Here is a 12,172-nt window from a genome sequence, read left to right on the forward strand (position 1 = left end):
CAACTAAACTTAAGCGGAAAAAATATCACAATAACTGAAGACAGGAAGATCCAGATTTTATCGACAGAGATAATGTCACTCAGCTCAGGTGAAAGATAGCCTCCAGAACTCCTCCTCCTACCGCCAGAGATTTGTCAGAAATATAATTGACGTATTCTCTCTCAGATCTGGGATCGATATCGGCCAGCTTCTGTCCCGGCCCTACATCGAGTCCGGGCTTTATGAGACCTCTAATGATACCTCCTATCCCGGTTTTCAGAGGCCGGCCGGCCACCTCACCTATGATCTCTCCCTCGCCGATCTTATCGCCTATCTCACGCTCGGAGGTGAAGGTGCCTGCGTTTTCGGAATGAATCACTCTCTCCTCAGAAAATCCGGCAATTTCCCCTGGTTTGCCCGTGTTTGGAGCCGGCTTCCCTTCATAAATTGCTCTTCCGAGATAATGTCCCCGGCAGGTTTCTATGACAGCATCCACATTTTTTCCTGCCTTAAAGCCCGGGCCCAGTCCGATGACTATGTCGGCTTTGCTCCGGTTTATATCTTCAGGATTCTTTTTCAGCATCCGGGCATCTATCAAAATTTCATTCTTGTCACGGGTAAAAGTCCGGCGAAAATCTTCAACCGCAGCCACAGGAATACCTTCTTTTTTCTGAACATTCAGCGCCTCTCCGGGCTCAGCAACTTTTCTGGCCTCGATACCTTCAACTTCCCAGCTTCCTTCGTACATGGCACTGGCGAAGGAGACATTCCGCCGTACAGCAGTCGGTTTTTCTTTTTCCACGATCAAAATCTCAAATCCACATCTGTGCAGACGAAAAGCTGCGCCGCTGGCCAGATCGCCTCCTCCCAGTATAACTGCCTGAATATTTCTTTTTAACATCGCGTAGATATCCCCCTCTTTGAGCCTGTAAATTCGCAAATCTCCTGATCGCAAATTTTCGATGAAGTTCCAGCAAACTCAGACCGACGGCAGGAACGGCTTCCCGAAAAGTCGCTATGCCTGCCAGGAAAGTTTCAATCCTTTTCAAAAGCCTCCAAGATAATGCGCCGGTCTGTGAAACCACCAGCTGAAGCTTTGAAAGATTTGTGGGAAACTTTTCCAACCGCAGATAGGACAGAAAAAGCTCGCTCAAAAGCCTCAAAGATACTGCCGCACCCCCGTCCTTTGATGCTGATCGGGGAATATTTATCCGCTGTTTTTCGATTAGTTCGCTCCGAAACAAATGCGGAGAACAGGGACGTCTGCCCAGTGCTGCCGCTCCCTGAACCAGAATGACCTGATCGCTGTAAGAGGGCACTTCCGGCTCATGATCGGCAGGAAGTTTACCTGAATGACGGGCAGCCCCATCCGCCTCTACCAGTATCAAAAAAGGGGCGGGAAAATTCTTGATCGCATTCACCAGCTCCTTATTCAGCCCGATCACTTTCAGCTTTTTCTCAGCTCCCGGCCTCTGTCTTTTCAGGCCGCGGCCGAGTACAAGCATTTCTTCCTGGCTGCCTTCAGCGTATTTCTTCAGCAGCGATCTGAGCTTTTGCTCATCAGCAGCAGCCCGAAAACAACCCGGCAGGTCGCCCGGCAGCAAAATTGCAGTTGTTGTCGTGTAAATGACACCGGAAAATTTAAACTCCCTGGCCAGCCGATTCATTATGGCGGTTTTACCGCCGGCACCTACAACGGCCACCATATCTCCCCGTGCTATTGACCATATATCTCTAAGCCGCATGTTTTTCCTGTGTGATCTCATAATATACAGTCCTTGTTTTTGGGATCTTCTTGTTATCAGTTGATAGATATAGTATAAGATCGGAGGAAAATTTCATTGTGAACGCAGCTTTATATCTTACAGTACAACTAAATGAGGTTTTTACACACCTATTAGTCAACTGAAGACAAGAAGATCCTGTTTTTGAATTCTGGCGGATTTTAAAAATTCTCTCTGCTCGTTATACTGAGACAAACATAACGAAAACAAAATTTAATTTCAGCAGCGGTCTCCTTCCGATCGCTTTCCGTCGAAATAATCGTCGGCCAGCTCCTGTACCCTGCCGGCAAAGTCTTTTTCAAGCCCGCGATATTTCCGCAGCAGAATGCGGCCCTTTTCCGTCAACCTGGAACCGCCTCCTCTGCTGCCACCAGCCTTACCCTCGGTCAGTTCAAAACCCAGCCTCTTCTCGAGAGAGTCAAGCAGATTCCAGGCCTGGCTGTAGGACATATCCATGGTCTCAGCCGCTCTCTTCAAAGAACCCATTCTATCAACCAGCTCCAGCATTTTAGCCGGGCCAGGCCCGAAAACCTTGCTGCCATCCTTTTCCAGCCAGAGCTTGTAATTAATGTCTAAATCCACAGCCATCACCTCTATCGGAATCTCCCGGTCTAAGCTGGAGATATTCCTCTCTGTAATCCAGGTCTTCGAGAACCGAACTATCTTCTGTCTCAAAATATTCGATCTCATCTCTGCGTTCTTCCAGAAGCTCGCGCAATCCGCCTTCGGGTTGCTCCGCACCGTCAGCCATCTTATAAAGATCTGGCAGCAAGGAGGTGGAGATCAAAACTGGATGTCCTCTTCTGCCGCAGCAGCGGGGCGCCAGTATAGATGGGTTTTCAGCTCTAAATTCTGCCAGCAAAGAATCATAGAGGGAGGTCTTAATCAGCGGCATATCTCCCAGCATAAACATTATTCCCTCCAGATCGGAGTCTCCCGGCTCAAGTCCTTCTATTCCGACCATAACGCTGCTGAACATCCCCTTCTCAAATTCAGGGTTCTTTTTGATGATGATCTCCCCCCTATTATCTATGTGAGGAGAGGAAATAAGCACTTCTTTTATCCTGTCGACTTCCGCTCCCAGAACCACCCTTATTTCACCGGAGAGGCTGGAACTCTGCAGGCGGCAGATTACAGTTTCCAGAATCGTTTTATCTCCCCAGGGAAGAAGCTGTTTTAACCGATGCATTCTGCTGGCCTTTCCGGCTGCCAGGACCACCGCTGTCACCAAAATCAGTCCACCTCCATCTCCACAACATTGATATCAATCTGCGGAACATTTATACCGGTAAAACTCTCCAGCTCGTTGGCCAGCACCCAGCGGTAATCCTCCAGATAATCGGGCAGAACCAGACCGTATTTTACCCTGATGTAAAGTGTCAGAAAAAGCCCCTCTTCTTTTTTCGAGATGGTCAGATCCCTGACCTGCTCGATGCCGTTAAAATTATCCGATATATGATAAATAACATCTGCAATAACCTGATTATAAACAATGAGGTTGCCAAAATAGGTAAAACGGGCCCTGACGATCGAACTTTCCCGGCTGACTTCTTCTTTATCTTTATCACTGCTGAACAATACGCTCAGTGAATCTATAAAAAAACCGAGAAATCTGCGCCTGACCTCGATAGTGGGCACAGGAATGACATGTGTTCCTTCCTGAGAACGGGCCTTGCGGGCCTGCTCTATTTCATCTTCGCTGGCCAGTTCGGAAATATTAAGGCTGTGATCTACACCTCCAAGTTCGAGTCTTGCGGTTATCTTCTCCACCATGGACTGTGAGGTGCCCAGGATCAAAATTTTATCGGCATCGGTTTTTTCTATGGCTCTTTTCAGCTCCCGGCGGTGATCATCATAGGCCATAACAGCTCTCTTGATGGCAGCAAGCTTGCTCGACTCCCTTTTAGCCGAACTTCCGGCCAGTATTCTTCCCTCTGAGATGAGCAGCCCGTCGTCCAGAATCAGAGGAATGTTGTGCTCATGTGCTACCATGCGGGCCCTATGACTTTTTCCGCTGCCGCTGGGACCAACAAGCGTATAAACTTCCATTTTTCTACCTCCTGCAGTAATCTGCTTTAACAATCCTCAAACTAGGCAAATATAGAAAGCATCACGCCGGCAGCCACCGCTGATCCGATAACACCGGCCACATTGGGGCCCATAGCGTGCATCAGCAGAAAGTTGGAGGAGTTTTCCTGCTGACCAACTTTGTTCACCACTCTGGCCGCCATAGGTACCGCCGATACTCCGGCTGCTCCTATCATGGGATTTATGCGGCTGCTGGTAACTCTATTCATGATCTTGCCCAGAATAAGTCCGGTTGCGGTTCCAAAGGAAAAGGCCACCACCCCTAAAAGCAGAATCTGCAGGGTATCGGCCCTGAGAAAGCGATCGGCTGAAGCGCTGGCTCCTACTCCCACCCCCAGCAGGATGGTGACGATGTTGATCAGAGCATTTCTGGCCACCTTGCTCAGCCTATCGACCACCCCGGATTCGCGGAAAAGATTGCCCAGCATGAGCATTCCCACCAGCGGCGCCGATGCTGGCACCAGCAGCACCACCAGGATGGCAACGGCCAGGGGAAATATTATCTTCTCCTTTTGAGATACCGACCTGAGCTGCTCCATCTTTATCCGTCTTTCTTCCCGGGAGGTGAGCAGTTTTATGATCGGCGGCTGAATTATCGGGACTAAAGCCATATAGGCATAGGCGGAAATTGCTATCGGTCCCAGATATTCTGGAGATAGGAGCGAAGATATATATATAGCTGTTGGTCCATCGGCTCCCCCGATAACTCCTATCGAAGCTGACTGAGGACCGGTAAACCCCAGCAGTATAGCGCCTATAAAAGTCATAAAAATCCCGAACTGGGCTGCCGCCCCTAAAAGCATGCTTTTGGGATTGGCCAGAAGCGGACCAAAATCAGTCATTGCTCCAATTCCCAGAAAGATAAGGGGTGGAAAAATTCCCAGCTCATTCCCCAGGTAAAAATAATGAAATAGTCCGGCGGGTTGATCACCGACAGCTTCCTCCATCAATCCTGTCATCGGCAGATTGACCAGCAGCATGCCGAAACCTATAGGGATGAGAAGCAGTGGTTCGTATTCCTTTTTTATTCCCAGATATATTAAGACAACAGCGACCGTTATCATAATTATCTCCCTGATGCCTATCAAAAAAAGTCCCGACCGCTGCATGAAATCCAAAAACGCCTGTGCCAACTTGATTACCTCCTCGCATCTCTACGGAATGATCCAATCGCTCTCAGATTATTCTATAGTCAGCAAAATATCGCCGGCATCGACCGACTGACCGGAAGTCACCGAGATATTCTTAATTCTGCCTTCAGCAGGGGCTGAAATTTCATTTTCCATCTTCATAGCCTCGAGCACCATCAGCAGATCTCCCTGATTTATCTTATCTCCGCGGCTCACCTTCAAATCCAGTATCTTTCCGGCCATAGGTGCTTCAACCTTTTCCAGTTTATCGCCCTCAGTTTCAGGGGGTGAATCTTCTTTATCCCCGCCCCCTTTTTGCGTTTCCGCCGGCGTGGCTTCTTCCTCTTCAACTTCAGAGTCATTTTCCTCAACCGCAGAGTCAGTTCGATCATCATTACTCCGTTCAGCAGGAGAGGCGCTCTGTTTATGGGGGCTGCTCCCAGTTTCAGAAACAGCCTGGCTCGTTCGGTCTTCTGTCCCTCCGATCTCTTCGACCTCAACCTCGTAAGTTTCCCCGTTGATTGTAACTCTAAATTTTCTCTTCATTCACGTCCAACCTCCTGTTCTCCGGTGTATTCAAAATTATCGCTGTAAAAATCGGCACTCATCCAGGATGTTACGGATCTGCTCTCTTTTCTAACCCGCAGCACCCGAAATTTTTTCTCGCTATCCCGATAATAACTCTGTAAAGCGGCTGTGATAACTGCTGTTATCTGCGGAGAAATTTCTCTGCTCTCCGCCGGCCCCGCTTTTCTCTGGGGACTCAATTCCCCGTCATCGTCTTTGGCCTGGCCGGTTCTCTTTTTCTTTGTTTTCTCGTCGGGCTTTTCAGCAGTTTTTGACCCTGCGATAAACTCTATGACTTTAACAGCGGTCATCAACAAAAGCAGGATAAAAAACACTATTCCCATCCCCAGCACGGCAACCTGAATGCCGGCCAAAAATTTATCGCCAAAACTCATCTCAGCCAGGGTTTCAGCGCTCTGTATTAATTCTAGCAATGACATCTAAACAACCTCCTGAAATCCAAAAATTATCCTCCGCACATTTTACACCGGAAAATTACCGTGTTTTTTATCGGGGCGGTGCTCACGTTTCTCCCTTATGGCCTCCAGAGACCGTATCAGCTGAGGCCGGGTCTCTTCAGGTAGAATCACATCATCCACATAACCCAGCGAAGCAGCCTGGTAGGGGTTGGCAAAATTATCTCTGAACTCATCTATTTTTTCCTGACGGGCTGCTTCCGGATCATCGGCATTATTTATCTCCTGGCGGAATATAATATTGGCCGCTCCCCGGGGCCCCATCACCGCTATTTCGGCCGTCGGCCAGGCATAAACATAATCACCGCCCATATGGGAGCTGCTCATGGCAATGTAAGCTCCTCCATAAGCTTTGCGCAGAATCACATTCATCAGCGGCACGGTCGCTTCGCTGTAAGCATGGAGCAGCTTGGCTCCATGTCTGATCACGCCGCCGTGTTCCTGCTCGACTCCGGGAAGATAGCCGGGCACATCTGTGAAAGTGAGGATGGGAATATTGAAGCTGTCACAAAATCTGATAAATCTGGCCGCCTTATCGGAAGAATCTATGTCGAGACATCCAGCCTTCACCGCTGGTTGATTGGCCACCAGACCCACGCTATGACCGCCCAATCTGGCAAAACCTACCACCATATTGCGGGCGAAGTGAGGCTGAACTTCCAAAAAATCTCCTTCATCAACGACAGGTTCGATAACATCCCTGACATCATAGGATTTTTGAGGTTCTTCGGGAACTATACCCCTCAAATCTTTAGATTTTCTAGCGAGCGGATCGCTATTATCCTGAAAGGGGGGCATTTCCCTGTTATTATCCGGTATAAAAGAAATCAGCCTGCGCATTCGGGCAAAACAGTCCTCTTCATTGTCATCGAGAAAATGAGCGACTCCGCTCTCCCTGTTATGAGTCATGCCGCCTCCTAATTCTTCGTGGGATACCTCTTCTCCCGTCACCGATTTAATCACATCCGGACCGGTTACGAACATCTTGCTGGTCTTATCCACCATAAAGACAAAATCGGTGAGAGCGGGAGAATAAACTGCACCTCCGGCGCAGGGGCCTAAAATTCCGGAAATTTGAGGGATGACGCCGGAATTTACCGAGTTACGATAAAATATACCTCCATAACCCCCCAGCGAATTAACACCTTCCTGAATTCTTGCTCCTCCTGAATCATTGAGGCCTATGATGGGAACGCCGGCTTTTGCAGCTTCATCCATTATCCTCCATATCTTTTTGGCATGCATCTCGCCCAGGGAGCCACCCATAGCGGTAAAATCCTGGGCATATAGATATATATTCCTGCCGTTGATAGTTCCACGACCCGTGACCACGCCTTCACCGGGCACATCTCTCTCGTCCATGCCCAGTTTTTGCGATCTATGCTCGACAAATTTACCGATCTCCTGGAAGCTGCCCTCATCCAGGAGCATTTCCAATCTCTCGCGGGCGGTATATTTGCCGCGATCATGCTGCTTTTTTATCTTCTCTTCGCCGCCGCCCTTCTCTATCTTCTCCTTTTTCTTTTTGAGCTCCTCAATCTTATCATCCATAAACCTTAAACCCCCTCTACTGATAGAACCTGTAAAAAATAGGATTATAAAATCTGGATCTTCTCTATATCAGCTGGAAAAGAATCTGAAATTTTTACCAGGAATTTAGACACTTGAATGGGGGCGGCCTGATTTCCGCCCCCATTCTTATCGTTTTATCAGGTTTAAGCCTGAAAAATTTTTATTATCAGCCTTATTGCTGGTCCTACTCCAGAAAGACGAAGTAAAGAATGAATACGACGAATAGCACCCAGCTGAGAACATTGGTCTCATCTTTCCTGCCGGTAAACAGTTTCAACAGCGGATAAACCACAAAACCCACAGCGATGCCGTGAGAGATCGAGTAGGCAAAGGGCATGGTGACCATCGTCAAAAACGCAGGGATTATCTCGGTATAATCATCCCAGTCCAGATCGGTAACGTTTGAAGTCATCATGACTCCGACAATTATCAGGGCCGGAGCGGTTGCGGCTGAAGGAACCATACCGACAATCGGCATAAAGAAAAGGGACAGGAAGAAAAGCAGGGCAACAAAAACACCGGTTAAACCAGTGCGGCCGCCTTCCTCAACTCCAGAGGCCGATTCGATATAAGTGGTGACGGTCGAGGTTCCAAAAAGGGCACCGCCGGTGGTTCCGATGGCATCAGCCAGGAGTGCCCTATTGGCCTTGGGCAGATTGCCGTCTTCATCCAGATAGCCTGCCTGCTGGGATAATCCGACCAGTGTGCCGGCCGTATCGAAGAGGTCAACAAATAGAAAGGAAAGTATAACCGCTATCAGACCCGCATCGAAGACAGCGGAAAGATCCAGCTGCATCAGCACGCCGCCCCAATCTCCCATGGTGGGCATCTGTACGACAGCGTCAGGTACCGGGGTTACCCCGGGAATAAAACCGAAAACTGTAGCCCCCAGGATGGCAAAAAGCAGCGCTCCTTTAACCTGCATAGAATACAGAACGCCGGCTATAACCAGTCCTACCGTGGCTACCAGAGCCGGTCCCTCAACGAAACTTCCAAAAGCAACCATCGTGGCCTCGTCCAGAACCACGTATTCAGCATTTTGAAAACCGATAAAGACGATAAAAAGTCCGATACCGGCAGAAATACCTATTTTTAAGCTCATGGGAATGCCGTTTACGAGCTGTTTGCGCACATGGGAAACCGATAACAGAATAAATAAAATACCTTCCAGAAAGATTATTCCCAGAGCAACTTCCCAGGCGACCCCCATTCCGATAACTACAGAATATGCAAAGAAGGCATTGAGGCCCATTCCGGAAGCAAGAGCGAAGGGATAGTTGGTCAAAAACGCCATGGCCAGAGTACCGAGAATTATACCGGCGATGGTGGCTATAAACACCCCCTCGAAGGGCATTCCAGCCGATTCGAGAATATCAGGATTAACAAATATTATATAGGCCATTGTCATGAAGGTAGTAAGCCCAGCAATAAATTCAGTCTTGACATCGGTGTCATTCTGACTCAAATTAAAAATGTCATCCAGAAAACCGCCCTCTTCGGTTGACTGCTGGTTATTTGCCATAATTTTTTCCTCCTGTTACGTTTTTTCGCCCTGGCTTACCTGGCATTTTAAAACAGTTCAATTATGTTCTCTCTCTGAACGAGAAATTTGCGGACCTTTTCAAACTGGCCATCTGCAGACCGGCTATCACCCCCCCGAATGGTCTTTATAAGCCCTGAGCGCCTTCTTAACCGAGCAGAAGAGACACATGCTGAAATGAATTGACATCGAAAAGACCGTTAACTGTGAGTTTCAACTCCGGAATTACCGGCAGGGAGAGAAATGAAAGCTGCATAAAAGGATCAGAAATTTTTACTCCCAGTTCTGCAACACAGGTTCGCAACTCTCCCAGCTGCTCAGCAGCTTCAGCTGCCGGCATTGGCGACATAAGCCCGGCTATCGGCAGAGGAAAACTCGCAATGACTTCCTCACTCTTTACAACTGCGATGCCTCCCTGCAGGGATTTCAATTCCTCAACAGCAGCTTTCATATCCTCTTCTTCTCTGCCTAGAACCATTATATTGTGAGAATCATGACTGACGCTGGTAGCCAGAGCTCCCTGCTCCAGACCGAAACCTCTGACCAGGCCCAGCGCGGACTTTCCTGAAGCATGATGTCTTTCCACCGCTGCCAGCCTGGCTGCCTGGTTGCGGCCAAGCAGTGATGAATCCGATTCTCCTGGTTTTCTTTTGATTGCCCCTTTACCGGTCAAAACCTGCTCTTCCTGCAATTCGATGATCCGGTAACTTTCTCCTTCCGGAAGACTAAATTTTTTGCTCTGGATACTCTGCAGATTTACTGAATTGAAAATGGCTTTTTTTCTCCTCTGCTCCGCCTCTAAATCGTCAGCATCAGAAAACTTTTCCCTATCATCCCCGGATTTTTTACCGGAAAAAATATTCTGCCAGTTCTTCTCACAGATTTCTCCCTCGCCGGCAATTTTAATGCCATCTTTGTACACGCTCAGAGGAGAAACCTGTTCAGGATCATCTAAAACCATGAGATCAGCCCGGCGCCCGGGTGCTATGGCCCCTAAATCTTCCAGCCCCAGAGCTTCGGCCGGGTTTAAAGCAGCCATTCTGTAGGCGCGCAGAGGTTCTAAACCGGCATCGATGGCCTTTTTGACGGCGTAATCAAGATGTCCCCTTTCGACAAGGTCCTCCGGCTGGCGGTCATCGGTGGCGAACATAAACCTGCTCACATTACCATCATCAACTGCGGAGAGCAGATCCTCCAGGTTTTTGGTCACCGACCCCTCTCTGATCATTATGTACATGCCGCGAGCGGCCTTATCCCGGGCTTCTGAAGCGGTGGTGCATTCGTGATCAGCGGCTATACCGGCCAGCAGATAGGAGTTCAATCTGGGCCCTGAAACCTCAGGAGCATGACCATCTATAAAGCTGCCCCTGAAAAGCTCCAGCTTCGCCCAGGTATCCTCATCGCCATTGATGACTCCGGGGTAATCCATGACCTCGCCCAGACCAAAAATTCCCGGTTCCCCCCGCAGCTCTGCCAGATCTTCAGCTTTCAACTCGGCTCCGGACTCCTCCCAGGGAGTGGCAGGAACGCAGGAAGGCAGCATCAGGCGAAAATTCCAGGGCAGCCGGCGGCCTCTTTCCAGCATGTACTTTATACCTGCAGCTCCAGCCACATTGGCGATCTCGTGCGGATCAGCTATCACCGTCAGCACGCCGCCTGGAATGATCTGACGGGCAAAATTTTTCACCGATATCTGAGAGCTTTCGATATGCAGATGAGGATCTATGAAAGCCGGAGCCAGATAATTTCCAGCCAAATCTATCTCCTCCTGGCCGGAATAATTCCCCCAGCCCAGGATAACTCCCCCGGCAACAGCGAGATCGCCCCGATGGATCTCCTCCTGAAAAACATCCATTATTCGCGCATTTTTGAATACCAGATCGGCTTTTTTATCGCCACGAACGGCAGGCAGAATATCTTTAAGCAAGTTATCACTCTCATTTCTCTATATACAGAGCATCGAAATTACATCTGGTCAGGCAGAGACCACAGCCGGCGCATTTATCCTCATCGACGACTGCATAAGAATCGGTAACGTCCAGTTTTATCGCCTCGTAGACACAGCTTTCCACACATCGGCGGCAGGCCGTACAGTTTTCTTCATTCACCACAGGTGGTATTGTTATCATGGTATCATTCTGCGGCAGGATTTCAAGTGCTTCACCACGCATATCTGAGATGCTCTCGTAATCATGAGCTTCCATATAACTTTCAATCTCCGAATTTATACGGCCGTATACGTCCGGACCCTCCAGTATAGCGGCGGTACAGACCTGCACGGCGCTGGCTCCCACCATCAGCATTTTTACAGCGTCGATTCCGCGGCTTATACCTCCTACTCCCAGCACGGGAATCTCGACGCTGGCGGCAGCTTCATAAACAGCTCTCAAAGCCAGAGGAAATACAGCCTCTCCGGAGAGCCAGCCGTAGCCGTTTTCGCTGCCCAGCACCGGCCTGCCATTTTCCACATCGAAATCGAGGGTAGGACCGAGCGAATTGATCAACGCCAGCCCATCAGCCCCGGCTTTTTCCGCGGCAGAAGCGAATTTAGGAATATCCACCTGAGGGCTGAGTTTGACGAACACGGGAAGTTCACAGGCTTCTTTAGCCGCCTTTATGCTTTCTTCCACAGGGGTGGTGTCGCCGCCCAGATAATGAGTGGAGAGCTCGACCGCCTCCACGTATTCTTCCACCTGTGAGGCCAGCTCAAAAATCTCCTCCGACGAATAACCTATGCCGGCTATTACAGGAAGATCTAGTTCGGAAATCTCAGGATATTCGCTTTCCAGCCAGCGTTCAGGGCCGATCTCCGACCACAGTTCAGCATTGAGAAACCCCCCTCGAATACTGGCCATATTGGGACGGGGAACATCGGCAGCCTCCACCGAGATCGTTTTCGTCACCAGCGCACCAGCCCCGCCGCGAGCCGCTTTTTCGGCCGCCCGGGCATCTTTGACCGGGGGACCGGCAGCCGGCATGACCGGATTGCTGAGTTTCATACCCGGTAGTTCTATGCTCAAATCAGCGATGATATCA

The 12,172-nt window shown here is 49.4% G+C and carries 12 protein-coding genes; all 12 read right to left on the reverse strand.

What is annotated here, in order from left to right; all coding sequences use genetic code 11:
• Positions 1–79 precede the first annotated feature (79 nt).
• Positions 80–880, reverse strand: coding sequence for a selenium-dependent molybdenum cofactor biosynthesis protein YqeB (gene yqeB / locus BLT15_RS01680; protein WP_089758030.1), 801 nt, complete (start codon positions 878–880; stop codon positions 80–82).
• Positions 792–1,745 carry a selenium cofactor biosynthesis protein YqeC gene (gene yqeC / locus BLT15_RS01685; protein ID WP_143422992.1) on the reverse strand — a complete coding sequence of 318 codons (954 nt, stop codon included), beginning with the start codon at positions 1,743–1,745 and terminating at the stop codon, positions 792–794. Before yqeC ends, yqeB begins: the two co-directional genes overlap by 89 nt.
• Positions 1,746–1,982: 237 nt before the next feature.
• Positions 1,983–2,345 (reverse strand): winged helix-turn-helix domain-containing protein, encoded by a 363-nt coding sequence (locus BLT15_RS01690; RefSeq protein ID WP_234985458.1) that lies wholly within the window; start codon positions 2,343–2,345, stop codon positions 1,983–1,985.
• Entirely contained in the window at positions 2,329–2,991 is a 663-nt protein-coding gene (locus BLT15_RS01695; protein WP_143422993.1) for a nucleotidyltransferase family protein, read from the reverse strand. The genes BLT15_RS01690 and BLT15_RS01695 overlap by 17 nt, the downstream gene beginning before the upstream one ends.
• A gap of 5 nt (positions 2,992–2,996) precedes the next feature.
• A complete protein-coding gene (locus BLT15_RS01700; RefSeq protein ID WP_089758037.1) occupies positions 2,997–3,812 on the reverse strand; it encodes a P-loop NTPase family protein in 816 nt (271 codons plus the stop codon).
• Between the two features lie 41 nt (positions 3,813–3,853).
• Positions 3,854–4,984: a sodium ion-translocating decarboxylase subunit beta gene (locus BLT15_RS01705; protein WP_234985459.1), complete on the reverse strand. Its 1,131-nt coding sequence runs from the start codon at positions 4,982–4,984 to the stop codon at positions 3,854–3,856.
• Between the two features lie 48 nt (positions 4,985–5,032).
• Positions 5,033–5,527 carry a biotin/lipoyl-containing protein gene (locus tag BLT15_RS01710; RefSeq protein WP_089758038.1) on the reverse strand — a complete coding sequence of 165 codons (495 nt, stop codon included), beginning with the start codon at positions 5,525–5,527 and terminating at the stop codon, positions 5,033–5,035.
• The gene (locus BLT15_RS01715) at positions 5,524–5,988 is read right to left on the reverse strand and encodes an OadG family protein (RefSeq protein WP_089758040.1); all 465 of its coding nucleotides are present in this window, start codon (positions 5,986–5,988) and stop codon (positions 5,524–5,526) included. Before BLT15_RS01715 ends, BLT15_RS01710 begins: the two co-directional genes overlap by 4 nt.
• 42 nt (positions 5,989–6,030) lie before the next feature.
• The gene (locus BLT15_RS01720; RefSeq protein ID WP_089758041.1) at positions 6,031–7,575 is read right to left on the reverse strand and encodes an acyl-CoA carboxylase subunit beta; all 1,545 of its coding nucleotides are present in this window, start codon (positions 7,573–7,575) and stop codon (positions 6,031–6,033) included.
• Positions 7,576–7,780: 205 nt separating this feature from the next.
• Positions 7,781–9,118, reverse strand: a complete 1,338-nt coding sequence (locus BLT15_RS01725) for an NCS2 family permease (protein ID WP_089758043.1) — start codon at positions 9,116–9,118, stop codon at positions 7,781–7,783.
• Positions 9,119–9,284: 166 nt separating this feature from the next.
• Positions 9,285–11,063, reverse strand: a complete 1,779-nt coding sequence (gene ade, locus BLT15_RS01730) for an adenine deaminase (protein WP_089758044.1) — start codon at positions 11,061–11,063, stop codon at positions 9,285–9,287.
• 10 nt (positions 11,064–11,073) lie between these two features.
• A complete protein-coding gene (locus tag BLT15_RS01735) occupies positions 11,074–12,156 on the reverse strand; it encodes a 4Fe-4S binding protein (protein ID WP_268762211.1) in 1,083 nt (360 codons plus the stop codon).
• Positions 12,157–12,172: the final 16 nt, after the last annotated feature.

This window comes from Halarsenatibacter silvermanii, assembly GCF_900103135.1.
In the GTDB taxonomy this organism is placed as follows: domain Bacteria; phylum Bacillota; class Halanaerobiia; order Halanaerobiales; family Halarsenatibacteraceae; genus Halarsenatibacter; species Halarsenatibacter silvermanii.

Coding starts and splice junctions, on each gene's coding strand:
- yqeB (WP_089758030.1), bottom strand. CDS start 880: ATGTTAAAAAGAAATATTCAGGCAGTTATACTGGGAGGAGGCGATCTG.
- BLT15_RS01725 (WP_089758043.1), bottom strand. CDS start 9,118: ATGGCAAATAACCAGCAGTCAACCGAAGAGGGCGGTTTTCTGGATGAC.
- yqeC (WP_143422992.1), bottom strand. CDS start 1,745: ATGAGATCACACAGGAAAAACATGCGGCTTAGAGATATATGGTCAATA.
- BLT15_RS01700 (WP_089758037.1), bottom strand. CDS start 3,812: ATGGAAGTTTATACGCTTGTTGGTCCCAGCGGCAGCGGAAAAAGTCAT.
- BLT15_RS01710 (WP_089758038.1), bottom strand. CDS start 5,527: ATGAAGAGAAAATTTAGAGTTACAATCAACGGGGAAACTTACGAGGTT.
- BLT15_RS01720 (WP_089758041.1), bottom strand. CDS start 7,575: ATGGATGATAAGATTGAGGAGCTCAAAAAGAAAAAGGAGAAGATAGAG.
- BLT15_RS01715 (WP_089758040.1), bottom strand. CDS start 5,988: ATGTCATTGCTAGAATTAATACAGAGCGCTGAAACCCTGGCTGAGATG.